The organism is Acidimicrobiales bacterium, assembly GCA_036378675.1.
GTDB lineage: Bacteria > Actinomycetota > Acidimicrobiia > Acidimicrobiales > Palsa-688 > DASUWA01.
On record DASUWA010000051.1, the window covers coordinates 57,255 to 80,536 of the forward strand.

A 23,282-nucleotide genomic window follows, 5' to 3' on the forward strand; every position below is an offset into this window, starting at 1 on the left:
GACGACCGGGCTGCGTTCCCCCCGATATGACCGTTCCCGCCATCCCCGCCGAATATCTCGCGCCGTCCGTTGAGGCGGCGCGCCGGCGGACCTTCGCGATCATCAGCCACCCCGACGCGGGCAAGACCACGCTCACCGAGAAGTTCCTTCTGTACGCCGGTGCGGTCCAAGAGGCCGGGGCGGTCCGGGCGAGAGCAGGACGCCGCCGCGCGACATCCGATTGGATGGCTATGGAAAAGGAGCGGGGAATATCGATCAGCTCCACGGTCCTTCAATTCCCCTACCGCGATTGCACGGTGAACCTGCTCGACACTCCGGGCCACCGTGACTTCTCCGAGGACACCTACCGGGTCCTTACCGCGGCTGACGCAGCCGTCATGGTCCTCGACGTCGCGAAGGGGATCGAGCCGCAGACGCTCAAGCTGTTCGAGGTGTGCCACGCGAGGCGATTGCCCGTACTGACATTCATCAACAAGTGCGACCGCCCCGGTCGGGCTCCACTCGAACTGCTCGATGAGATCGAGCAACAGATAGGACTGATCGCCACCCCGGTGACATGGCCGGTAGGAGATCCGGGGGTCTTCCACGGCGTGGTCGACCGACGGACCGGGTCGTTCGTGGGTTTCTCCAAGGCGCGCGGCGGGGCGGAGATCGCCGGCGAGTTCGAGCTTGCCGCGGATGAAGCCGAGGCGGCTTACGGCTCCGAATGGGAGAGAGCGGCGGAGGAATGCAGCCTCCTCGACGAGGTCGGCGCGGTGATGGACCGCGAATCGTTTCTGGCCGGGCTCAGCAGTCCTCTGTTCGTCGGTTCGGCGTTGACCAACTTTGGAGTGCGACACCTACTCGACGCGCTCATCGACCTTGCGCCGTCACCATCACCGGCGCTCGACGCCGACGGCGAGGAACTCGAACTGGATCGCCCGTTCGCCGGTTTCGTGTTCAAGGTTCAGGCAAACATGAACCCAGCCCACCGAGACCACGTCGCATTCGTACGCGTCTGCTCCGGTCATTTCGAGCGCGGAATGACTCTTGTTCACGGCCCGACCGGTCGGCCGTTCGCCACCAAGTACGCGACATCCGTGTTCGGATCGGATCGAGACACGATCGATCAGGCCTGGCCCGGAGATGTGATCGGATTGGTCAACGCGTCGGGGCTGAGGGTCGGCGACTCCTTGTACGCGAGCGAGAACGGTTTCGGCGGACCGGTCGTTTTCCCGCCGATCCCCGCCTTCCCGCCCGAGTTGATCGCAAGCGCGCACCCGCGCGACCTTTCGCGATCGAAGCAGTTCAAGAGGGGATTGGAGCAGCTCGAGCAGGAAGGCGTGGTTCAGATCCTGCGGCGCTCGCCCGACGATCCCACCCCCGTACTCGCGGCGGTCGGCGCGATGCAGTTCGAGGTGCTGGCCCACCGGATGGAGCACGAGTTCGGAGCGTCGATCGAGCTGTCCGGTCCTTACGAGAGGACGGTACGGAGGACCGATCAGGTGACCGCCTCCAACCTGCGCCCGCTTCCGGGAGTCGAGGTCCTGCATCGCCGAGACGGTGTTCTGCTGGCCGTGTTCGAAAGCCCCTATTGGCTTGCGCGGGTGCAGTCGGACCATCCCGACTGGGTCCTGGAGCAGATCTTCACCACGTAAGGTCCGGCCGTTAGTCCCGGCTTATTCCGGTGCGCCCCGGTGGCGTTCGCCATTTTTCCGGTACATCCGGGATCGCCGGTGCAATTGCGACCTCAGGCTTCAAATTTGCACCACCTCAAAAACGACATGTCCCACAAAAGTCCAGTGAAGGAATCGCTGCAAGCCCGCGCTCCTTAGGGCGAGGAGCGCTTAGCCGCTTAGTTCCACGCGAGGGCGTTTCCGCACCGCTGCGATCATGGCCGCGAGAAGTGCGGCGCCGGCGAGCAACCACGCCGCATTCCTGTAGCCGTCCCGGGCGGCTGCCTCAGAAGCGGCTCCTGATCCCGCGCCGGCGGTATAGGCAAGGCTCGCGAGGGCAAGTCCGAGGGATGTGCCGAGGCCTCGCGTCATGTTCAGAACACCCGACGCGACGCCGCGCTGGTCCTTGGGCACAGCCCCCATGATCGCCGCGTTGTTCGGGGGAGTGAAAGAACCGATCCCGAGCCCGGCGATGGCGAAGAGCGGCAGCATCAGCGCGAGCGACCCGTAGGAGAGGGCGGTCCCGGCCAGGGCGGCTGACGCGACGAGCATCCCGGCGACGGTGAGCGGGCGGGCTCCTACCTCGTCCGACAAGCGTCCGGCAAGCGGCGCGGCGACGCCCACCCCGAGAGGGAGGAGGAACAATTCGATCCCCGCGTGACCCGTCGTCTGACGGTGACCGACCTCCAGCAGGAACGGCGCAACAGTGAGGGTGCCGAACAGGACCAGGTATGACAAAAGCCCGCTGGCGATGCCGGCGCCAAAGGCGGGTTTTCGTAACAGGGACAGGTCGAGCATCGGGCTCTGCGTATGTCGCTCCCTCGCTCCGAAGCCCGCCAGGAGAACCATTGCTGCCAAGAACCCCGACACGATGATTCCTGACGACCAGCCGTAGCGGTCTCCGAACGAGATGGACAGGAGCAGCGCGCATATTCCCGGTACGAACAGGCCGAGGCCGACCCAATCGAAACGTGCCCTGGAGGCGAGGTCGCGACTGCGCGGGACGAATAGCCAAGCGAGCAAGGTCGCTGCCAAGCCCACCGGGACGTTGACCAGGAAGACCAACCTCCAACCGGCCAGAGCTATGAGGAGCCCCCCGATCGCCGGGCCGAGAGCCAGCCCCAGCGCCTGCGCCGCGCCCTGGACGCCGAGGGCGCGGCCGAGCTGGTGCTTCGGGGTCGCGCTGGCGATGATCGCGACGCTGTTCGCCTGGAGCATCGCCGCCCCGAAACCCTGGATAACCCGGAAGACGATCAGAAGTTGCAGGTTGGGAGCCGCACCACAAAGCGCGGATCCGGCCACGAATACGACAAAGCCGTATATGTAGAGCAGCTTCCGCCCCGCCATGTCCGCGAACCGCCCGACCGCGGCCAGAGTGCCGACGAGCACCAGCAGGTATGCCTGGGCGACCCACTGAACCGACCCTAGGGACGCGTGGAAGGCCTGGCGAAGCGTCGGGAACGCGAGCGTGACGATCGAGGCGTCGAGCTGGCCCATGAACGCACCGACAGAAACCGCTCCCACGACCAGCCAGGGCGCGAACGGCGAGTTGCGAACCACCCCGGGCCGCCGAGGCTCGACCAGCAATCTGTGCCACGTAGAAAGCGTCAACGGGGCGGCTTCGGAGCTGAGGGGGCCGGCGCCAGCTACCCGGGTGGCCGAACCGACGAAATCAGGCGTGAGATCAGAGCGACCCACTCCGATGGATCGGGATCGGGAAGCCCTGCGACAGCAAGGTGAGTGAAACCGACTCCGAGAGCGAGGGAGAACCGTGCCAGCACTGCGGCATCCCATTCGGGGGCGAGATCACCGTCGTTGCGGGCTCGCTCCATCAACCGGGTTAGTTCGCCCTCCATGGCCTTCAAAGCCTCTGCCACGCGCGTGCCGACGTCGGGGTGGCGCCGGGCAGCCGAGAACATCTCCACGAAAAGGAGCCTCTCGGTGCTGTCAGGCTCGGACACCATCCTTCGCGCCATGAGCAGGAGCCGATCGGCAGCGGACACGCCGGCCTCGCGGGCCGCCTCCATGTCGACAACGACGTGGGATGAGCTCCTCTCGATCGTCTTCAGGAGCAGCTCGGCCTTGTCGCGGAAGTTGGCGTAGATCGCTCCGGTGGTGAGGCCCGCCCGACGGGCAACCTCCGCGACTGTCGTGCCGTCGTAGCCACGCTCGCAGAAGACCTCCGCCGCGGCGTCGAGCAAGCGGCCCCGGGTCGTCGAATCAACCGCTGGCTGCTGGTCGACCGGCACGCTCACAGCTCGATGCTAGTTGCGGGTGGCCGGGTGCTACGTGTGTGGATGCACCGTTCGGTGCTCTGTCCAGGCCTTGCCACGACTCCAAAATAGCGGTTATTATCGACGGAGGAAAGCCGTTCACCCAGAGGAAAGCCGCTCACCTACCCGGAGGTTGATATGTCGACGACCGAAGCCGCTCGCAACGCCGGATCGGGGATCGATGCGAACGACGTCGATTCGATCGTGATCGAGCGCAGTGACGTCGACGAGGTGGTGCACACGATCCACCAGGAAAGCGACGTGCTCTTCACGTGGGACTACGACCGGTCTCGGCCGGCGCTGGTGAAGCTCTACGAGAAGGCGAAGAAGTCGCAGTGGAACGCGACCACCGACCTCGAGTGGGACACCGAGATCGACAACGAGAAGCTCGCCGCCGAGTTCATGCAGACCATCGCCCGATTCGATGTCCTCCACGACGTGAGCGACTCACCAACCGCCTCTTGGGGCGACAAGGAATGGCAGCAGTTCGCGATCGAGAACCAGACGTGGACGCTTTCGCAGTTCCTGCACGGCGAGCAGGGCGCGCTGATCTGCACAGGATTGATCACGGCGACCGTCCCGTGGATCGACGCCAAGTACTACGCGGCGACTCAGGTGATGGACGAGGCCCGGCACGTCGAGGTGTTCGGCCGCTACACCGAAGAGAAGATGGGCGGTGCTTACCCGGTCAACCCCCAGTTGAAGAAAATCCTCGACGACATCATCACCGACAGCCGCTGGGACATCACCTACCTCGGAATGCAGATCATGGTCGAGGGTTTGGCTCTCGCTGCCTTCGGGTTCATGCACATGCTGACCAACGAGCCACTTCTGAAGAAGCTCCTCCGTTACGTGATGAGTGACGAGGCCAGGCACGTGGCGTTCGGCGTCATCTCCCTGCAGGAGCTCTACTCACAGCTCGGCGCCAGTGAGATCAAGGAGCGCCAGGAGTTCGCCTACGAGACCGCCGTCCGGCTGCGCAACAGGTTCTTCGCGCAGGACGTTTGGGAGAGGATGGGCGTCGATCCAAAGGAAGTAGTGCGATTCCTGCAGACCCATCCAGATCCGATGGAGGAGATGTTCCAGACGATGCTCTTCTCCAAGATCGTGCCGAACGTAAAGAAGCTCGGGCTCCTGGACGCGGGCGACGGTTGGCTGAGGGACCGTTTCACCGAACTCGGCATCATCCAGTTCGAGAACAACGTCGACACCTCTGAGGAGTACGACTCCCTCGACGCCGTGGCCGCCGCGGCGAAGGGGTCGGGCCTCAACGCTCTGGGCTAGCCGCGCACCAGCGCGACAGTGAACCCGTCGTAGCCCTTGGACCCGACGGTCTGGATCGTCGTCGCCGACACCCTCGCGTCGCGGGACAGCAGCTCATTCAGTGACCTGACCCCGCGCACCGCTGGATCCTCGGAACCCGAATTTGCAACCGCCCCGTTGCGGATCACGTTGTCGACGACGATCACCGCTCCGGGCCTCGACAAGCGGACGCACCAGTCGAAGTAGGCCGGGATGTTCACCTTGTCGGCGTCCACGAACGACAGGTCGAAGGGTGCGGCTCCTTCTTCTTCGAGTTTCGGGAGCGTGTCGAGAGCTGCCCCGATCCGAACCTCCGCGACATGATCCAGGCCCGCGGCGGCGATGTTCTTGCGGGCGACCTCCGCGTGACGAGGATCCAGCTCGAGCGATATCAACCTCCCCGAGGGCGGCAGCGCCCGGGCCATCCAGATCGTGCTGTACGCGCCCAGGGTGCCGATCTCGAGGATCCTGGTTGCGCCGACCATCGTCGCCATGAGCGCGAGGAGCTTGCCCTGGGGCGCGGACACGGCGATCGGCGGCATGCCCGCGGCCGCAGTCGAGCGGAGGGCGGCTTCGAGGGCGTCGTCAGGCTGGACCACGGTCCTATTCAGGTAGTCGTCGACCTTCGCCCATAGCTCCTCGCTCATCTGGCCTGCCTCCTCACGACTTGCCTCCTAACGCCCGCTTCCACTGGTCACGTCTCAACGGTAGGCCCGATACTGGAAATGTCGTGCAGAACCCGGTTTCCCGCCGGCGCGCCGCGCGCGTCGCAGCGTTCGGCGCCGGCCTCGCCTTTCTCGTCGTTGTGGGACCGCTGGTGTTCTTCCATCTGGTCGAAGGCGGCTCGGCACCGAAGCTGGCCCTTCCGCCCTCCTCGGGCCCCGTCGCTCCCGGACCGGTAAGCGGCACCTGGAAGGTCGGGCCTGGCTCTGTAGCCGGGTACCGGGTTGACGAGATCCTTTTCGGGCAGGCCCATGCCGCCGTCGGTCGGACCCAGAAGGTCACCGGCGCCATCGTCATTTCCGGAAACGAGGTCGCCGCCGGCGCTTTCACGGTGGATCTGAGGGCCATCAGCTCAGACCAGCGATCGCGGGATGTGCAGTTCAACGGGTACATCATGGAGACCTACCGTTACCGGTACGCGAGCCTCCGGCTCACCAAGCCCATCCAGGTCGGGACGATTCCCGGCGCCGGCCAGACCGTCCACGTCGCCGCGACGGGCGACCTGACCTTGAGGGGGGTGACCCAGCCGGTGACCTTCTCGCTCACCGCCGAGCGGGTGGGGGACGGGATCGACGTGAATGCGCAGATTCCGGTGACTTTTTCCAGATGGCGGATCCCCAACCCGAGCTTCGTGGTGGCCAAGGTCGGCGACAGTGGGACCGTCGAGGTCCTGCTCCACCTGCTACGCAGCTGAAATAATCACCCTGGCCGGGAGCCTGGGGACCCCAGCCGTACGCTCGGCCGTGCGCCGACCGGGAGGGTCGTCGAACGCGCTACCATGGAGGACGGCCGTCGGCCGGTCCCCGCGCGCAGTTTGCGCCCGATGCGATCGGCGGAGAGTTCGAGCATCGAGAGGTTAGCTTGCCCACAATCGCGCAACTGGTCCGGAAGGGCCGCGAACAGAAGACGTCAAAGACCAAGACGCCCGCCTTGAAGGGCGCACCCCAGAGGCGGGGTGTTTGCACGCGCGTTTACACGACCACCCCGAAGAAGCCGAACTCGGCACTCCGCAAGGTCGCCCGGGTCCGCCTGACGAGCGGCGTAGAGGTGACCGCCTACATCCCCGGCGTGGGCCACAACCTCCAGGAGCACTCGATCGTGCTGGTCCGCGGAGGCCGGGTGAAGGACCTGCCGGGTGTGCGCTACAAGATCATTCGCGGAACTCTCGACACCTCGGGAGTCCGCGACCGCAAGCAGGCCCGTAGCCGCTACGGCGCCAAGAGGGGCTGATCGGGATGCCCCGCAAAGGCCCAGCGCCCCGACGCGACCTCCTGCCGGACCCCATCTACCGGTCGGTGCTGGTCACCCAAATCGTCAACAAGATCCTCGAGCGCGGCAAGCGCACGCTCGCCGAGCGGATCGTCTACGACGCCCTGGACATCATCAAGGACCGCTCCGACGGCGACGCCCTTGGCGTGGTCAAGCGAGCGGTCGAGAACACCAAGCCGCAGCTCGAGGTCAAAAGCCGCCGGGTGGGTGGTGCCACCTACCAGGTGCCGGTCGAGGTGCGCCCCCGGCGGGCGGCCACCCTGTCGATCCGTTGGCTGGTCGGCTATTCCCAGCAGCGCCGAGAGAAGACCATGGCCCAGAAGCTCGCCGCCGAACTGCTCGACGCCGCCAACGGCGTCGGTGCGGCGGTCAAGCGTCGAGAAGACATGCACAAGATGGCCGAGTCGAACAAGGCCTTCGCCCACTACCGCTGGTAGTCCAACTCTCCCCCCAAGAAGCAACCCATGCCTGAACCGATTGCAACACGTACGAAGCCCCTGGCCCAGATCCGCAACATAGGGATCATGGCCCACATCGACGCGGGCAAAACCACCACGACCGAGCGGATCCTCTTCTACACCGGCATCAACTACAAGATCGGAGAGGTGCACGAGGGCGCCGCGACGATGGACTGGATGCCGCAGGAGCAGGAACGCGGAATCACCATCACCTCCGCCGCCACCACCACCGAATGGAACGGCACGCGGATCAACATCATCGACACGCCCGGCCACGTCGACTTCACCGTCGAGGTGGAACGGTCGCTGCGCGTGCTCGACGGGGCTGTTGCCGTCTTCGACGCCGTCGCCGGGGTGGAGCCGCAAACCGAGACTGTGTGGCGGCAGGCCGACAAGTACGGCGTGCCCCGCATGTGCTTCGTCAACAAGATGGACCGGATCGGCGCCGACTTCTACCGGTGCGTGGAGATGATCAAGGATCGCCTGGACGCGACGGTTGCCGTCGTCCAGTTACCCATCGGCGCGGAGAGCGAGTTCAAGGGTGTGGTCGACCTTCTCGGCATGAAGGCGATGGTCTGGACCGACGAAGCCGCCAAGGGCGAGAGGTTCGACCTGGTCGACGTTCCCGAGAACCTTCGTGAGGAAGCCGAGCGCTACCGCCACGACCTCATCGACACCCTTTCCAACTTCGACGACAGCATCACCGAGAAGTACCTCGGCGAGGAGGAGATCACCGCCGCCGACCTCGAGCGGGCGCTGCGCGCCGCAACCATCGCCGGCCAAGTAGTGCCGGTGCTGTGCGGTTCGGCGTTCAAGAACAAGGGCGTTCAGCCGATGCTCGACGCGGTCGTCGCCTACCTGCCCTCACCGGTGGACATACCTCCGACCCGGGGCATGGACGTCAAGGGCGTCGAGGAGCTGGAGCGCAAGGCCGACGACAGCGAGCCGTTCGCCGCGCTTGCGTTCAAGATCATGACCGACCCCCACCTCGGCAAGCTCACCTACGCCCGGGTCTACTCAGGAACCCTCAAGGCGGGCTCCGGTGTCATCAACTCGACCAAGGACCGCAAGGAGCGGGTCGGCCGGATCCTGCAGATGCATGCCAACCATCGCGAGGACCGCGAGGCATGCTTCGCGGGCGACATAGTCGCCCTGGTCGGCATGAAGCAGACCACCACCGGCGACACGCTGTGCGACCCGAACGCACCGATCGTGCTCGAGTCGCTCGACTTTCCCGAGCCGGTCATCCACGTCGCGGTCGAGCCGAAGACCAAGAACGACCAGGACAAGCTGTCGCGTGCCCTGCAGGCGCTGTCCGAGGAAGACCCCACCTTCCAGGTGCACTCCGATGAGGAGACCGGCCAGACCGTCATCGGCGGCATGGGCGAGCTGCACCTCGAGGTGCTCGTCGACCGGATGCTCCGCGAGTTCAAGGTGGACGCCAACGTCGGCAAGCCCCAGGTCGCCTACCGCGAGACCATCAAGCAGGCCGTCCAGAAGGTCGAGGAGCGCTACGTCCGCCAGACCGGTGGCCGGGGCCAGTACGGCCACGTCGTGCTCGACCTCGAGCCGACCGGCCCCGGAGGCGGCTACGAGTTCATCGACAAGATCACCGGCGGGATCATCCCCAAGGAGTACATACCGTCGGTCGATGCCGGCATCCAGGACGCCATGCAGTCCGGCGTTCTCGCCGGCTACCCGCAGGTCGACATCCGGGCGACGCTTGTTTTCGGCTCGTACCACGACGTCGACAGCTCGGAGATGGCGTTCAAGATCGCCGGTTCGATGTGCTTCAAGAAGGCCTGCCGCCAGGCCCACCCGGTTCTCCTCGAACCGATCATGTCGGTCGAGGTCGTCACGCCCGAGGACTACATGGGCGACGTGATCGGGAACCTCTCCGCCAGGCGGGGGAAGGTCGAGGGCATGGAGCAGCGGGGCAACTCGCAGGTGGTCCGTGCTCAGGTCCCTCTCGCGGAGATGTTCGGGTACGCTACAGACCTGCGGTCGCGCACCCAGGGGCGGGCGACCTACAGCATGCAGTTTCACTCGTACCAGGAAGTTCCGGAGTCGGTCTCCAAGGAGATCGTGGCCCGAGTCCGGGGCGAGTAGGGCAGCCCGGAGCGCGGGCCGCCCATTTACCACTATCGTTTACGACCGCGTTTTAAACCCGGCACCGGCCGGAATCGCATGAGGAGCGATCCTTCCAATGGCAAAGCAGAAGTTCGAGCGCACGAAGCCCCACCTGAACATCGGGACCATGGGTCACATCGACCACGGTAAGACCACTCTGACCGCGGCGATTACCAAGGTCCTCTCGGAACGCGATCCGAGCGGGACCAAGTTCAAGGCGTTCGACGAGATCGACAAGGCCCCCGAGGAGAAGCAGCGGGGCATCACGATCAACATCGCGCACGTCGAGTACCAGACGCCCAACCGCCACTACGCGCACGTGGACATGCCTGGCCACGCCGACTACATCAAGAACATGATCACCGGCGCCGCCCAGGTAGATGGTGCCATCCTGGTTGTGTCGGCGGCCGACGGCCCGATGCCGCAGACCCGTGAGCACGTGCTCCTCGCCCGTCAGGTAGGTGTGCCGTCGATCGTGGTGGCGCTCAACAAGGCCGACATGGTCGACGACGAGGAGCTTCTCGACCTCGTCGAGCTCGAGGTGCGTGAGTTGCTCAACGAGTACGAGTTCCCCGGCGACGACACGCCCGTCGTGCGGGTCTCTGCGCTCAAGGCTCTCGAGGGCGACAAGGACTGGGAGGAGAAGATCGTCGAGCTGATGGACGCGGTGGACAGCTTCGTCCCCGAGCCCGAGCGCGCGATCGACCGCCCGTTCCTCATGCCGATCGAGGACGTATTCACCATCTCCGGGCGCGGCACCGTCGTCACCGGGAAGGTCGAGCAGGGCGTCGTCAAGGTCGGCGAGGAGATCGAGATCGTCGGTCTCCGCCCCACTCAGAAGACGGTCTGCACCGGCGTCGAGATGTTCAACAAGCTCCTCGACGAGGGACAGGCCGGCGACAACATCGGCGCCCTCCTCCGCGGCATCAAGAAGGAGGAGGTCGAGCGGGGGCAGGTTCTCTGCAAGCCCGGATCGATCACGCCGCACACCCAGTTCGAGGCTCAGGTGTACGTCCTGACAAGGGAAGAGGGTGGACGGCACAAGCCGTTCTTCAACAACTACCGGCCTCAGTTCTACTTCCGTACGACCGACGTGACCGGCTCGATCACCCTCGCGGAGGGCACCGAGATGGTCATGCCCGGCGACAACACGACCATGACCGTCGAGCTGCAGAAGCCGATCGCCATGGACGAAGGTCTCCGCTTCGCCATCCGTGAGGGTGGGCGGACCGTCGGCGCCGGCAGCGTCACCAAGATCATCAAGTAAGCAGTCGGGGGGCTCCGCCCCCAGACAACCCCTCATCCCCGGCTTCCCTGGTGGCTGCCGGGCTTTCCAGAAACTTGACAACCCGCAACTCGAAGACTCGAACAGGAGAGGGCCGTGGCTGACGGCAACAGGCAGCGCATACGTATCCGGCTGAAGGCCTACGACCACGAGATCCTCGACCAGTCGACGAAGAAGATCGTCGAGACGGTCCTTCGTACCCAGGCGAAGGTTCGCGGCCCGGTCCCGCTGCCGACCGAGCGCAACCGGTACACGGTCATCCGGTCACCCCACAAGTACAAGGACAGCCGCGAGCACTTCGAGATGCGGGTTCACAAGAGGTTGCTGGACATCGTCGAGCACACGCCGAAGACGGTCGATTCCTTGCAAAGGATCGAGCTGCCCGCCGGCGTCGACATCGAGATCAAGATACAGACCAACTAACTACGCGGCGTCCGGCTTTTCCGAAATCGAGCTCTGTTGGGTCGCGTATCTCAATGAAGCGTGTCGGCCGTCCGATCCAGATTGGAGCGAGAGAAGGGGACTCCCGCCTGAGGGTGGGGCGCCGGTTTCTCGAGGGTCCGGCGCCCGCACCCCCGCCGGTTGCCGTGGGGGCGTTGGCTGTCGATTTGACCCGCCGGCGGATATGACTGCGGCAACCGGCGGCAGGATCAGTTGTGACCGACCGAACGAAGTCGGGCCCTAGCCCCGCCCGTGCACGTAGCGCGCCCACCACGGACTGATGTCGATCCCTGACCAGGCGGTCAGGTGGGCGGCGAGTCCGTCCGTCGTAGCCGACTTGCCGGCGTTGACCCGATACCACTCTGACATCGCCTGGCGAAGCCGGTCGGCCCCCCCGAAAAGGTGAGCCAGGCCGGCAAACAGGCGGTAGCCCTCGGTGTAGGACTCGCGCGGTGTGTGGCGGGCCCACGGGTGCCTGGGGTACAGCTCGACCGGAGGATCGTCGAGGCCGAGCTCGGTCGCCACGAAACGGGGCCGCTCCGGGTTCGATGATGTAGCCCAGCTCGTCCACGCCTCGTCGATCCAACCGTCCGAGGCGCGCGCAGGCTTGACCCCGCGGCCGAACCAGCTATGGAACACCTCGTGCTCGAGCGCGAGCACCGAGGCGGTCGTTGCGCCGTCGTACTCCATGCCCCGGCCCGGTTCCCAGAGAAACGCCCAGAAAGTGTCGCCGTGAACCCAGGGTCCGTACCTCGCCACCATGTACGCCAACCACGCGGCGATGTCGTCTTCGCATGCGGAAATGTCGGCGTCGACGTCGAGGTAGCGACCGCAAACGAGGCCCAGGGACCGCTCACGACCAGGCAGCGAAACGGCCGTGCGCTTGATCTCCAGTTGGTCGGTTGGCCCGATGACGAGCATCGGCGACAGTGCGGTGAAGTGGGCCGGGTAGCAGATCCGCCACTTGGAACCGGCCGAAACCGCGTCGACACCGGCAGTGTTCGCGAGGAGGGAGTGCGCCCGCTCGGCCGAGGAGATCTCGATCTCGAGATTCAGCGCGAAGCGGTCGTGGACGAGCGGTGCCGGCACCCAGGACTCGAGGTAGCGCCCCGGGGCAAGGTCCGACATCCAGAAGTCGAACCGGAGACCCGAGTCCGTCCAGTCGAGCGGCTGAGCGTCGACGGCGTCAGGGGTTTCGACGCGATACCCGATCTCCAGCCGGTGATGGGTGCCCGCCTCGAGACTCGAATCGAGAACCCGCAACTCCGCCCCGGGACCCCCGCCCAGGTCCATTTTCGGGAAGGCGTCCGGGCCCAGATCCTTCCCGTCCAGCCTGATCCACTCGATTTCCTGGCGCAGGTCCAGGACCGGATGGCCCGCCAGATCGCCAGCGAGGAAATCGACCGACGCCTCGCCGGACGCCGACCGCTCCCGGACGTCGAACCGAAGCACCGCATCGATCCGCTCCACGTCCGGCGAAACGACGCGACGCCCGTCGACGACGGCCGGATTCGGGGCGAGCAGCTGGGCCACGGCCGTCTAGTCTGGCCGATCCGCGACTGTCCAGGGTCTGGCATCCGAACCGCGGACGGCCGGCGAGCGGCGAACTCCAGGTTCGCTATACTGCCAAGCCGTCCGTTAGACCGACGTCCGCGGGTGTCCGGACCGGCCTTCCTCTTGAGGAACGCCTTCCCGGAGACCCCGTGGCAGACAACCAACGAGCGCTCCGCTCGGTTTTGCCGGGCGGAGCGTCCGCGTGTGAGGCGGTCGGCAGTAGCCGTCCCCCTCCGCCACGATCCCCGAGAGAGAGCCCTGCTGTGCCATCCAAAGCGATAGTCGGCGAGAAAGTCGGCATGACCCAGGTGTGGGATGACCAGAACCGCGCGGTCGCGGTCACGGTCGTCCGGGTCACGCCTGTGCGAGTAGTGCAGCTGAAGACACCTGACCGCGACGGGTACGCAGCCGTTCAGGTGACTTACGGAACCCGCAAGGCCCACGCGCTCAACAAGCCGGAGGCCGGCCACTTCGACAAGGCGGGCAACGGGGTAGACCCCGGCAAGGCCCTCGTGGAGCTCAGGATCGCCGACGCCGGGGAGTACAGCATCGGCCAAGAACTGACCGTCGACGTGCTCGCCGCAGGGGACAAGGTCGACGTCACCGCGGTCAGCAAAGGCAAGGGCTTCGCCGGCGGCATGAAGCGACACAACTTCAAAGGGCAGGGCGCCAGCCACGGCAACCACAAGCATCACCGGGCACCCGGCTCGGTCGGCGCCTGCGCAACGCCGGCGAGGGTGTTCAAGGGCACCCGCATGGCGGGCCAGCACGGCTCGGCCAAAGTAACCACGCTCAACCTCGAGGTGGTGCAGGCCGACTCGGAACGCAATCTGCTGCTCATCAAGGGCTCGGTGCCGGGACCGCGGGGCGGCATGGTTCTGATCCGCGGAGCGGTCAAGGGAGGCAAGTGATGGCGATAACCGTCGATGTTCGCGACGTCTCCGGCACCTCCAGCGGATCGGTCGAGCTGGATGAGGCGATCTTCGGTATCCAGCCGAACGTCCCGGTATTGCACCAAGTGGTGACCGCCCAGCTGGCCGCAGGTCGCGCGGGAACACAGAGCACCAAGACCCGGGCCGAGGTAGCCGGTGGAGGCAAGAAGCCCTTCCGGCAGAAGGGCACCGGCCGGGCTCGCCAGGGGTCCGAGCGGGCGCCTCACTTCGCGGGTGGTGGCGTCGCACTCGGACCCAAGCCGCGGAGCTACAAGCAGCGCACCCCGAGGAAGATGATCCAGCTCGCGTTGAGGTCGGCGCTTTCGGACCGGGCAGCGGATGGCAAGGTCGCGGTCGTCGCCTCATGGCCTTGGGAAACCCCGAGCACGAAGGACGCCAAGGCGGCTCTCGAGGCTCTGGGGCTCGAGGGCAAGGTCTTGATCGTGATGTCCCGTACCGAGGAAGAGGCTTACAAATCCTTCAGGAACCTGCCTCACATCCAGATAATCCTCGCGTCGGAACTGAACGCGTACGACGTTTTGTGCAACGACTGGATCGTTTTCACTCCCGAAACGCTGCCCGGTGCCAGCGATGTCGAGACGGTGGTAGAGGCCAGGACAGCGCCGGCGAAAGCCGCGGCGCCGGTGAAGCCCGAGACGGCAGGGGATGCCGGGACGACGGAGAAGACCGAGGCACCCGCAGCGGCCGTGGACACCGAAGTTGCCGAGGAGACTGAAGGTCGCGAGGAGACCAGTGATGAGTGACCCACGGGACGTGATCATCCGGCCGGTCGTATCCGAGAAGTCGTATGCCCTCCTTGACCAAGGCGTTTACACGTTCATGGTGCGACCGGATGCCAACAAGACAGAGATCCGCTACGCGGTCGAGAGCATCTTCGGCGTCAACGTCGTGAAGGTGAACACGCTGAACCGGCCCGGCAAGCGCAAGCGGAACCGTCGTAAGCAGACCTTTGGCAAGCGGCCCGACACCAAACGGGCGATCGTGACCCTGGCCTCAGGGCAGTCGATCCCGATCTTCGAGGGGAACTGACAGTGGCTCTGCGCAAAAGGAAGCCGACGAGCGCGGGACGTCGTTTTCAGACGGTGTCCGACTTCGGCGAGATCACCAAGAAACGTCCGGAAAAAGGCCTCGTCGCTCCGAAACCGGGCACAGGCGGCCGTAACTCCTACGGCCGCAAGACTGCTCGTCATCGCGGCGGCGGTCACAAGCAGCAGTACCGGATCATCGACTTCAAGCGGACCAAGGACGGCGTCCCGGCGACGGTCGCGGCGATCGAGTACGACCCGAATCGGAACGCCCGGATCGCCCTGCTCCACTATCACGACGGAGAGAAGCGCTACATCCTCGCCCCGAATCGGGTCGCTGTCGGGGACATCCTCCAGAGCGGGCAAGGTTCGGACATCCGCCCGGGGAACGCCCTCCCGATGCGGTACATCCCGGTCGGCTCGGTCGTGCACAACGTCGAGCTGAAGCCCGGAGGGGGCGGCAAGATCGCTCGCGGGGCGGGGATGAGCGTTCAGCTGGTAGCCAAGGAAGGCGACTACGCCACGCTGCGTCTCCCTTCCACCGAAATGCGCAGAGTTCCGATCGACTGTCGCGCGACCATCGGCGAGGTTGGCAACGCCGAGGCCGAGTTGGTCAGCGTCGGCAAGGCGGGGCGTAACCGTTGGAAGGGGATCCGCCCGCAGACCCGCGGCGTCGCGATGAACCCGGTCGACCATCCGCTTGGGGGCGGCGAGGGCAAGAGCTCCGGCGGCCGGCACCCGGTTTCGCCGTGGGGCAAGCCCGAGGGCCGCACCCGCGATCGCACCAAGCCATCAGAGAAGCTCATCGTTCGCCGCCGGCGCACGCGCGGCGCCCGGAGGTAGTTGCACATGCCGCGCAGCCTGAAAAAGGGACCGTTCGTCGACGACCATCTGCTCAAGAAGGTCGACGACCTCAACTCACGCAACGAGAAGCGGGTCATCAAGACCTGGTCGAGGCGGTCGACGATCATCCCCGACATGGTGGGCCACACCGTCGCGGTTCACGACGGGCGCAAGCACGTCCCCGTCTACATCACCGAGTCCATGGTCGGCCACAAGCTCGGTGAGTTCGCACCGACCCGGACGTTCCGCTACCACGCCGGCCAAGAACGCCAGGGGAGGCGTTGATGCCAGGCCTGAAAACGAACGAGCGAGCGGGAACGCGCGCGGTGCTCCGGCATGCGCGTATCTCGCCGTACAAGGTGCGCGAGGTTCTGGACCTGGTGCGCGGCAGGCCGGTCCACGAGGCCGAGGACATACTCCGGTTCTCTGAGCGCGACGCGGCGTTCACGGTCGGGAAGCTGTTGCATTCGGCGGTTGCCAACGCCGAGAACAACGACGAACTTGACCCCGAGGAGCTTTACGTCTCGGCATGCTTCGCCGACGAAGGCACGACGATCAAGCGGTGGCGGCCTCGGGCGAGGGGAAGGGCGACTCGGATCCGCAAGCGCACCAGCCACATCACGATCATTGTCAGCCGCCTGCCCGAAGATCAGTTGCAGCGCCTGCAAGCGAGGCGTCGTGCAGAACAGCTCGCGCAGCGCGCCCGCCGGGTCGCCGGAGCTCGGCGCGCAGAGGGGGACACCCGGACGCGCGCGGAACGCCGCGCCGGTGTGGCTCTCGCAGAGCCCGAAGAGGAAGCTATCGAGCCGGAGACCGGTGACACCACTGCCACCGGTCCCGCAGAGGGCGGAACGGCGGTGGCCGAGGCGGACACCGATCTCGACTCCGAAACGTCCACCCCTTCGGCTGCCGAGACGGAAGAAGCAGTGGCCGAGGAGTTGGCAGTCGAAGAGCCTGCCGCCGGGGAGCCCGCAGCGGAAGAGGCTGTGGCCGAGCCCGAAGCGAAGAGCGAAGACGAAGTGAAGAGCGAAGACGAAGTGAAGAGCGAAGACACCGAGGAAGACTCAGAGAGAGACGACAAGTAGATGGGCCAGAAGGTCAACCCGTACGGGTTCCGCCTCGGCGTGACCACCGATTGGAAGTCGAGGTGGTTCAACGACCGGGACTACAAGGACTACCTGCTCGAGGATTGGAAGATCCGGGACTACCTGATGAGCCAACTCGAGCGCGCTGCTGTGAGCCGGATCGAAATCGAGCGGACCCGTGACCGTCTTCGCATCGACCTCCACACGGCACGCCCGGGGATCGTCATCGGACGTCGCGGCGCCGAGGCCGACCGGCTGCGGGCGAAGCTTGCCGAGATCACCAAGAACCCGAAGGTGCAGCTGAACATCCAGGAGATCAAGCAGCCCGAGCTAGACGCCGCGCTCATGGCCCAGGGGATCGCCGACCAGCTCGCGGGCCGGGTCAGCTTCAGGCGTGCGATGAAGCGGACCGTCCAGACCGTGCAGAAAGCCGGCGCCCTCGGTATCCGGGTTCAATGCGCCGGACGTCTTGGCGGCTCGGAAATGTCGCGCAGGGAGTTCTATCGCGAAGGCCGCGTGCCGTTGCACACCCTCCGCGCCGACATCGACTACGGCTTCCGTGAGGCGCGGACGACCTACGGACGGATCGGCGTGAAGGTCTGGATCTACAAGGGCGACATCCTCCCCTACAAGACGTCCGCCGAGGAGAAGATCGCCCGCGAGGCGGCGATGGCGGTCGGCGAGACGTCCGGCCAGGGTCGTCCCCGCCGGGTCATCAGCGCCGGCGGTGGCCGGCGCCGGCCCGATCTCGGTGAGCCTGGCTCCGGAGTCGGGGTGCCCGCAGCCGAGCAGGTCGGCGATCAGGCGGACGTGGAGGACGAGAACCGCCCGATCGTCGAGGTCGATCCCGAGCTCGAACGCCTTCTCGCCGAGGAAGAGGACATTGAGCGCCGGACCCGGGGCGAGCACCACGAGACCCCTCACTTCCCGAAGGACGCTTAACCCATGTTGATGCCGCGCAAGGTCAAGCACCGCAAGGTCCAAAGAGGAAGGCTCACCGGGCAGGCGAAAGGCGGTACCACGGTCATCTTCGGCGACTACGGGATTCAGGCGCTCGAGCCGGGATGGATCTCCGCGCGCCAGATCGAGGCGGCCCGTATCGCGATGACCCGCCACGTTCGCCGTGGTGGGAAGGTGTGGATCCGGGTGTTCCCCGACAAGCCGATCACCCAGAAGCCGGCCGAAACGCGCATGGGTTCTGGCAAGGGAAACCCGGAGTACTGGGTCGCCGTAGTCAAGCCCGGGCGAATCCTGTTCGAGCTCGGAGGGGTCAACGAGACGCTCGGCCGCGCCGCGATGGAGAGGGCGATCCAGAAGCTGCCGATCAAGGCACGATTCGTCGTCCGCTCGCATCAGGAGGAGGTCGAGGTCGGATGACGAAGGCCAAGGAGCTGCGTGAGCTCAGCGAAGCCGACCTGGAGCAGAAGCTCATTGAGTCGAAGCACGAGTTGTTCAACCTTCGCTTCCAGCTGGCGACGGGCAAGCAGGACAACTCCGCGCGCCTCGGTCAAGTCAGGCGCGAAGTGGCCCGTATCGCCACGATGCTGCGGGAACGGGAGATAGAGGCCGCCGAGGCGGCTGAGGCGGCTGCCGCCGCGAATGAGGTGAGGGCTCGATGAGCGATAACACTTCCGGTCAAACGCCGGGGCAAGGTTCCGACGCAGCCGGCGAGGACAAGCGTGTCAACCGCCGCAAGATCCGCGAGGGCCTGGTCGTATCCGTGAAGATGGACAAGACCGCAGTCATCGGCGTGATCGAGCGGGTTCGTCATCCCCGGTACGCAAAGACCGTGCAGCGGACCAAGCGGCTCTACGCCCACGACGAGACCAACGACCTTCGCGTCGGGGACCGGGTGCGGGTGTCGGAGACGCGGCCGTTGTCGAAGCTGAAGCGCTGGCGGGTAGTAGAAGTCCTAGAGAGGGCGAAATGATCCAGCAGGAGAGCAGGCTTCGTGTTGCCGACAACTCCGGTGCGAAGGAGGTCCTCTGCATCAAGGTGCTCGGCGGTTCGAGGCGCCGGTACGCGTCGATCGGGGACATCTTCGTCGCTGCCGTAAAGGACGCGATCCCAGGCGCGAACGTGAAGAAGGGCGACGTCGTCAAGTGCGTCGTCGTCCGGACGAAGAAGGAAAAGCGCCGCCCCGACGGCAGCTACATCCGTTTCGACGAGAACGCAGCCGTTCTCATCAACGATCAGCAACAGCCACGCGGCACCCGGATCTTCGGTCCGGTTGGAAGGGAATTGCGCGACAAGAGGTTCATGAGGATCATCTCTTTGGCGCCGGAGGTTTTGTAATGCGTATCCGTAAGGGCGATGAGGTCGAGGTGTTGACCGGCAAGGACCGCACCAAGCGCGGGACGGTCATGAAGGTTCTGCCGAAAGACGGAACGGTCATAGTCGACGGCATCAATCGTGCGAAGAAGCATCAACGCCAGACGCAGGTTCGTGTGAAGGGCGGCATCATCGACAAGGACATGCCGATCAGCGTGTCATCGGTCGCATTGGTCTGCCCAAAGGACGGAGCGGTTCGGGTCGGCTACGAAATCAAGGACGACGGCACCAAGGTGCGCGTCTGCAAGCGGTGCGGGAGGGAGCTGTAATGGCGGCGCCCGCGACGTCCGAGCGCCCGCGCCTCAAGACACGCTACGACAGCGAGACCCGTTCTCGTTTGCAGCAGGAGCTCAACCTGGCGAACGTGATGATGGTCCCGCGCATGGAGAAGATCGTCATCAACATGGGCGTCGGCCGCGCAACCCAGCAGGCGTCACTATTGGAAGGCGCAGTTCGCGACCTAACAGTGATCAGCGGCCAGAAGCCGCTCGTGACCCGGGCGAAGAAGTCGATCGCGGGCTTCAAGCTCAGGGAAGGCAATGCGATCGGTTGCAAGGTCACGCTTCGCGGGGACCGCATGTGGGAGTTCTTCGACCGGCTGGTGAGCCTTGCGATACCCCGGATTCGCGACTTCCGTGGTCTTTCTCCCAAGGGTTTCGACGGCAGAGGCAACTACACGTTCGGCGTTACCGAACAACTGATCTTCCCCGAAATCGATTACGACAAGATCGACGCCCCCAGGGGCATGGACATCACGATCGTGACCACCGCCAGGACCGACGCAGAGGGCAGAGCGCTCCTGGACGCATTCGGTTTTCCGTTCCGCAGAGACGGCAACTAGCAGAAGGCAGTCAGACACCTATGGCCAAAAAGGCTCTCATAATCAAGGCCCAGCGCAAGCCCAAGTTCAAGGTGCGCGCGTACACGCGCTGCGGACGCTGCGGACGCCCCCACTCGGTGTTCCGCAAGTTCGGCCTGTGCAGGATCTGCCTGCGCGAGCTCGTTCATGCCGGCGAGGTTCCCGGCGTTACGAAGGCGAGCTGGTAGGAGGCCGCCGGTATGACGATGACAGATCCGATCGCCGACATGCTCACGCGGATACGCAACGCGAACGTTGCCATGCACGACACCGTGCGGATGCCCTCGTCGAAGCTCAAAGAGGCCCTTGCCGACGTGCTCGTCAAAGAGGGCTACATCGAAGGCTTCATGGTGAATGAGGGGCAGGAGCGACCCGGTCGGATTCTCGAGATCAGGATGAAGTACACCAAGGAGCGCGCCCGGACGATCTCCGGAGTGCGGCGAGTCTCCAAGCCAGGCCTGCGGGTCTACACAGGCGCGGACAAGCTTCCCCGCGTCCTGGGGGGACTCGGGGTTGCGGTTCTTTCGACAAGCCAGGGACTGATGACCGACCGCGAGGCGCGCCAGCGTCGCGTCGGCGGCGAAGTCCTCTGTTACGTCTGGTAGAGGAGCGATACTCATGTCCCGAATCGGACGCGCACCCATCAAGGTTCCCTCCGGAGTTGAGGTGACCATCGCCGGGAGCAACGTCACCGTCAAGGGCCCGAAGGGCGTCCTCGCACGGTCCATCCCGGGCGACATCACCGTTCGCCAAGAGGATTCCACACTGCTTGTCGAGCGGCCCGACGACGAGCGGCACAACCGCGCACTGCACGGGCTCACCCGCAGCCTGGTCAACAACATGGTCGTCGGGGTAACCGACGGCTTCAACAAGGACCTGGAGATCGTCGGCGTCGGTTACCGCGCCACCCCCAAGGGACCGAACCAGCTCGAGCTAGCCCTCGGGTTCAGCCATCCCGTCGTCGTGGACGCTCCCGATGGCATCTCCTTCGAGGTGCCACAACCCACGCGCATCTCGGTGAAGGGGATCGACAAGGAGCTCGTCGGTCAGGTCGCCGCCAACATCAGGAAGATCCGCAAGCCCGAGCCCTACAAAGGCAAGGGTGTCCGTTACGCCGGCGAACGAGTTATTCGCAAGGCCGGCAAGGCAGCCAAGTGATAGCGACCCACGGCCACCAGCGGGGCTGGGGTCCCCGCCCTCCTGAAGTGGGTGTGGCAGCGGAGGCTCCGGATGCGGGGTGCCCGGCCGGGAAGGAACAACAATGAGTTACTCAACGAAGGACAAGCAGGTCGCCAGGTCCCGGCGTCACCACCGTGTGCGACGGAAGGTGAGCGGGACTCCGGAGCGTCCGCGGCTGGCGGTTTTCCGTTCGAACAAGCACATCTCGGCGCAGGTGATCGACGACCGCTCTGGTCGCACGATTGCGGCGGCGTCGACCGTGGAGAAGGACCTCAAGGGTTCCGGCGGAACCGGTAACAAGGCCGCGGCCACGACCGTCGGCCGTTTGGTGGCCGAGCGCGCCAAGGCCGCCGGGGTGTCGCAGGTAGTTTTCGATCGAGGGGGTTTCTTGTATCACGGCCGGGTGGCCGCCGTCGCAGACGCGGCCCGCGAGGCCGGACTGGAGTTTTAGATGGCAGCAGATCAGCAGTTCGAAGACCGCACCATCAAGGTCAACCGCGTCGCCAAGGTCGTCAAGGGTGGCCGGCGGTTCTCGTTCGCCGCGCTGATGGTGATCGGCGACGGCAACGGCACGGTCGGCCTCGGTTACGGCAAGGCGAAGGAAGCAGGGCTCGCGGTGCAGAAAGGCATCGAGGAGGCGAAGAAGAACCTCTTCTCCGTTCCGCTCGCCGGCGGCACCATCACCCACCCGGTTCTAGGTGAGGCCGGCGCGGGTCGAGTGCTCCTGAAGCCCGCTGCTCCCGGTACCGGCGTGATTGCCGGCGGTGCGGCGCGGGCGATCCTGGAGATGGCCGGCATCCACGACATCCTGGCCAAGTCGCTCGGTTCGTCCAACAGCATCAACGTCGCCCAGGCGACGGTCGCGGGCCTCCGAGCGTTGAAGCGGCCGGACGAGGTAGCCAAGCTGCGCGGCAAATCACCCGAGGAGATCACCCCGTCCGGCCTGTGGCGGGCCTACAAGGAGACCCAGCGCGGTCCGCATGTGCCCGAGGAGGTCGCCTGATGCCGTCTTCGAGTGTTGCCGCGACTGGCGCCGGCTCCTTGATTACCGTCATCCAGACCCGGTCGGGGATCGGCACCAAGCCCAAGCATCGCGGGACCCTGCGCGCCCTTGGCCTTCACGGCATCGGGACGAGCAACACTCTTCCCGATCGGCCCGAGATCCGGGGCATGATCGCGCGGGTTCCGCACCTCGTGGCGGTCGCCGATGCCACGCCGGCCGCACCGGCTGGACCCGCTGCGCCTGCGAAAGCGGCGAAGGCTGGGAAGCCGGCCACACGCGCGACGGCCAAGAAGGCGTCGACTGAGTCGACCGATTCAACCGAGTCAACGGAGGAGGCCCCATGAAGGTCCACGACCTCGCTCCCGCTCCCGGGTCAACCCGCCAGCGCCGGCGCGTCGGGCGCGGCATCGCCGGCAAGGGCGGCAAGACCGCCGGCCGTGGCACCAAGGGCCAGGGCGCGCGCGACAACGTCAAGCCCGGGTTCGAAGGCGGCCAGCTCCCTCTGACGCAGCGGATCCCGAAGCTGAAGGGATTCAAGAACCCCTTCCGGGTGGAATACAACGTGATCAACCTCGACACCCTTCAGGAGTTCCAGGGTGACACTGTCACGCCTGAAACCCTCCGGGCGGTCGGTTTGGTCCACAAGCACGGCCTGGTCAAAGTCCTCGGTCGGGGTGAGCTGAACAGGCGGATGCAGGTGTCGGCTCATGCGTTTTCGCGGTCAGCCGTCGCGGCGATCGAGCGCGCAGGTGGCAGCACGCAGGTCCTCCCGCCGCCGTTCGGCCACGGCAGGCCGCCAGCCAAGGGGAACGCTCTCACCAACCGTTAACAGTCATTGCCGGTGGCCAGCACATAGTCTTTAAAACCCATTGCGCCGATCAGCGGCGGCGAGCCAAGGGGATTAGCCTGCCCGT

At 65.5% G+C, this 23,282-nt stretch carries 29 protein-coding genes and 3 pseudogenes; 28 read left to right on the forward strand and 4 right to left on the reverse strand.

All coding sequences use genetic code 11. From position 1 onward, the window contains the following. Window positions 1–26 precede the first annotated feature (26 nt). Window positions 27–1,637: a peptide chain release factor 3 gene (locus VFZ97_16000; GenBank protein ID HEX6394938.1), complete on the forward strand. Its 1,611-nt coding sequence runs from the start codon at window positions 27–29 to the stop codon at window positions 1,635–1,637. A gap of 189 nt (window positions 1,638–1,826) precedes the next feature. Here VFZ97_16000 and VFZ97_16005 read toward each other — a convergent pair whose 3' ends face one another. Next, on the reverse strand, window positions 1,827–3,242 hold the full coding sequence (locus VFZ97_16005) for a DHA2 family efflux MFS transporter permease subunit (protein HEX6394939.1): 1,416 nt from the start codon (window positions 3,240–3,242) through the stop codon (window positions 1,827–1,829). Between the two features lie 59 nt (window positions 3,243–3,301). After that, window positions 3,302–3,910: a TetR/AcrR family transcriptional regulator gene (locus tag VFZ97_16010; GenBank protein HEX6394940.1), complete on the reverse strand. Its 609-nt coding sequence runs from the start codon at window positions 3,908–3,910 to the stop codon at window positions 3,302–3,304. Window positions 3,911–4,066: 156 nt separating this feature from the next. Between VFZ97_16010 and VFZ97_16015 the strand changes: the two genes are divergently transcribed. Then, window positions 4,067–5,212: a ferritin-like domain-containing protein gene (locus VFZ97_16015; protein ID HEX6394941.1), complete on the forward strand. Its 1,146-nt coding sequence runs from the start codon at window positions 4,067–4,069 to the stop codon at window positions 5,210–5,212. Here the strand turns inward: VFZ97_16015 and VFZ97_16020 are convergent. Further along, complete coding sequence (locus VFZ97_16020) at window positions 5,209–5,877, reverse strand: O-methyltransferase (protein HEX6394942.1); 669 nt, start codon at window positions 5,875–5,877, stop codon at window positions 5,209–5,211. The two genes, VFZ97_16015 and VFZ97_16020, sit on opposite strands and share 4 nt — an antisense overlap. An 83-nt stretch (window positions 5,878–5,960) precedes the next feature. On the opposite strand from VFZ97_16020, the gene VFZ97_16025 reads away from it, so the two are divergent. The 6 genes from VFZ97_16025 (at window position 5,961) to rpsJ (ending at window position 11,518) form a co-directional block, all read left to right on the forward strand. Beyond that, window positions 5,961–6,647, forward strand: a complete 687-nt coding sequence (locus VFZ97_16025) for a YceI family protein (protein HEX6394943.1) — start codon at window positions 5,961–5,963, stop codon at window positions 6,645–6,647. A gap of 167 nt (window positions 6,648–6,814) precedes the next feature. Further along, complete coding sequence (gene rpsL, locus VFZ97_16030; protein ID HEX6394944.1) at window positions 6,815–7,183, forward strand: 30S ribosomal protein S12; 369 nt, start codon at window positions 6,815–6,817, stop codon at window positions 7,181–7,183. 5 nt (window positions 7,184–7,188) lie between these two features. Beyond that, window positions 7,189–7,659: a 30S ribosomal protein S7 gene (gene rpsG / locus VFZ97_16035; protein ID HEX6394945.1), complete on the forward strand. Its 471-nt coding sequence runs from the start codon at window positions 7,189–7,191 to the stop codon at window positions 7,657–7,659. Window positions 7,660–7,686: 27 nt separating this feature from the next. Beyond that, window positions 7,687–9,789, forward strand: coding sequence for an elongation factor G (gene fusA, locus VFZ97_16040; protein HEX6394946.1), 2,103 nt, complete (start codon window positions 7,687–7,689; stop codon window positions 9,787–9,789). A 97-nt stretch (window positions 9,790–9,886) separates the two neighbouring features. Further along, window positions 9,887–11,077, forward strand: coding sequence for an elongation factor Tu (gene tuf, locus VFZ97_16045; GenBank protein ID HEX6394947.1), 1,191 nt, complete (start codon window positions 9,887–9,889; stop codon window positions 11,075–11,077). A 114-nt stretch (window positions 11,078–11,191) separates the two neighbouring features. Further along, window positions 11,192–11,518: a 30S ribosomal protein S10 gene (rpsJ, locus tag VFZ97_16050; GenBank protein ID HEX6394948.1), complete on the forward strand. Its 327-nt coding sequence runs from the start codon at window positions 11,192–11,194 to the stop codon at window positions 11,516–11,518. Between the two features lie 258 nt (window positions 11,519–11,776). Here rpsJ and VFZ97_16055 read toward each other — a convergent pair whose 3' ends face one another. Then, a complete protein-coding gene (locus VFZ97_16055; GenBank protein HEX6394949.1) occupies window positions 11,777–13,069 on the reverse strand; it encodes a hypothetical protein in 1,293 nt (430 codons plus the stop codon). 299 nt (window positions 13,070–13,368) lie between these two features. Here VFZ97_16055 and rplC point away from each other — a divergent pair, with 299 nt between their 5' ends. From rplC to rplO, 20 genes and pseudogenes are all read left to right on the forward strand, one after another. Next, window positions 13,369–14,001: a 50S ribosomal protein L3 gene (rplC, locus tag VFZ97_16060; GenBank protein HEX6394950.1), complete on the forward strand. Its 633-nt coding sequence runs from the start codon at window positions 13,369–13,371 to the stop codon at window positions 13,999–14,001. After that, complete coding sequence (gene rplD, locus VFZ97_16065) at window positions 14,001–14,786, forward strand: 50S ribosomal protein L4 (protein HEX6394951.1); 786 nt, start codon at window positions 14,001–14,003, stop codon at window positions 14,784–14,786. Before rplC ends, rplD begins: the two co-directional genes overlap by 1 nt. Further along, a complete protein-coding gene (gene rplW / locus VFZ97_16070; protein ID HEX6394952.1) occupies window positions 14,779–15,072 on the forward strand; it encodes a 50S ribosomal protein L23 in 294 nt (97 codons plus the stop codon). Before rplD ends, rplW begins: the two co-directional genes overlap by 8 nt. A gap of 2 nt (window positions 15,073–15,074) precedes the next feature. Then, window positions 15,075–15,911, forward strand: coding sequence for a 50S ribosomal protein L2 (gene rplB / locus VFZ97_16075; protein HEX6394953.1), 837 nt, complete (start codon window positions 15,075–15,077; stop codon window positions 15,909–15,911). A 6-nt stretch (window positions 15,912–15,917) separates the two neighbouring features. Next, window positions 15,918–16,196, forward strand: coding sequence for a 30S ribosomal protein S19 (gene rpsS / locus VFZ97_16080; GenBank protein ID HEX6394954.1), 279 nt, complete (start codon window positions 15,918–15,920; stop codon window positions 16,194–16,196). Beyond that, a pseudogene (gene rplV, locus VFZ97_16085) lies at window positions 16,196–16,546 on the forward strand (50S ribosomal protein L22). Before rpsS ends, rplV begins: the two are co-directional and overlap by 1 nt. A gap of 450 nt (window positions 16,547–16,996) precedes the next feature. Then, a pseudogene (rpsC, locus tag VFZ97_16090) lies at window positions 16,997–17,641 on the forward strand (30S ribosomal protein S3). A gap of 300 nt (window positions 17,642–17,941) precedes the next feature. Next, the gene (gene rplP, locus VFZ97_16095; protein HEX6394955.1) at window positions 17,942–18,373 is read left to right on the forward strand and encodes a 50S ribosomal protein L16; all 432 of its coding nucleotides are present in this window, start codon (window positions 17,942–17,944) and stop codon (window positions 18,371–18,373) included. Continuing rightward, entirely contained in the window at window positions 18,370–18,615 is a 246-nt protein-coding gene (gene rpmC / locus VFZ97_16100; GenBank protein HEX6394956.1) for a 50S ribosomal protein L29, read from the forward strand. Before rplP ends, rpmC begins: the two co-directional genes overlap by 4 nt. Further along, on the forward strand, window positions 18,612–18,926 hold the full coding sequence (rpsQ, locus tag VFZ97_16105) for a 30S ribosomal protein S17 (GenBank protein HEX6394957.1): 315 nt from the start codon (window positions 18,612–18,614) through the stop codon (window positions 18,924–18,926). The genes rpmC and rpsQ overlap by 4 nt, the downstream gene beginning before the upstream one ends. After that, on the forward strand, window positions 18,923–19,291 hold the full coding sequence (gene rplN / locus VFZ97_16110) for a 50S ribosomal protein L14 (GenBank protein HEX6394958.1): 369 nt from the start codon (window positions 18,923–18,925) through the stop codon (window positions 19,289–19,291). The genes rpsQ and rplN overlap by 4 nt, the downstream gene beginning before the upstream one ends. Further along, window positions 19,291–19,596 carry a 50S ribosomal protein L24 gene (rplX, locus tag VFZ97_16115; GenBank protein HEX6394959.1) on the forward strand — a complete coding sequence of 102 codons (306 nt, stop codon included), beginning with the start codon at window positions 19,291–19,293 and terminating at the stop codon, window positions 19,594–19,596. The genes rplN and rplX overlap by 1 nt, the downstream gene beginning before the upstream one ends. Next, window positions 19,596–20,168, forward strand: coding sequence for a 50S ribosomal protein L5 (gene rplE, locus VFZ97_16120; GenBank protein HEX6394960.1), 573 nt, complete (start codon window positions 19,596–19,598; stop codon window positions 20,166–20,168). Before rplX ends, rplE begins: the two co-directional genes overlap by 1 nt. A gap of 20 nt (window positions 20,169–20,188) precedes the next feature. Beyond that, window positions 20,189–20,374: a type Z 30S ribosomal protein S14 gene (locus VFZ97_16125; GenBank protein ID HEX6394961.1), complete on the forward strand. Its 186-nt coding sequence runs from the start codon at window positions 20,189–20,191 to the stop codon at window positions 20,372–20,374. Between the two features lie 12 nt (window positions 20,375–20,386). After that, complete coding sequence (rpsH, locus tag VFZ97_16130) at window positions 20,387–20,791, forward strand: 30S ribosomal protein S8 (GenBank protein ID HEX6394962.1); 405 nt, start codon at window positions 20,387–20,389, stop codon at window positions 20,789–20,791. Window positions 20,792–20,804: 13 nt separating this feature from the next. Further along, complete coding sequence (rplF, locus tag VFZ97_16135) at window positions 20,805–21,344, forward strand: 50S ribosomal protein L6 (protein ID HEX6394963.1); 540 nt, start codon at window positions 20,805–20,807, stop codon at window positions 21,342–21,344. Between the two features lie 103 nt (window positions 21,345–21,447). After that, window positions 21,448–21,816 carry a 50S ribosomal protein L18 gene (gene rplR, locus VFZ97_16140; protein ID HEX6394964.1) on the forward strand — a complete coding sequence of 123 codons (369 nt, stop codon included), beginning with the start codon at window positions 21,448–21,450 and terminating at the stop codon, window positions 21,814–21,816. After that, entirely contained in the window at window positions 21,817–22,368 is a 552-nt protein-coding gene (rpsE, locus tag VFZ97_16145) for a 30S ribosomal protein S5 (GenBank protein HEX6394965.1), read from the forward strand. After that, window positions 22,368–22,574: pseudogene (gene rpmD, locus VFZ97_16150) on the forward strand (50S ribosomal protein L30). Before rpsE ends, rpmD begins: the two are co-directional and overlap by 1 nt. A 134-nt stretch (window positions 22,575–22,708) precedes the next feature. Then, window positions 22,709–23,197 carry a 50S ribosomal protein L15 gene (rplO, locus tag VFZ97_16155; protein ID HEX6394966.1) on the forward strand — a complete coding sequence of 163 codons (489 nt, stop codon included), beginning with the start codon at window positions 22,709–22,711 and terminating at the stop codon, window positions 23,195–23,197. Window positions 23,198–23,282 lie beyond the last annotated feature (85 nt).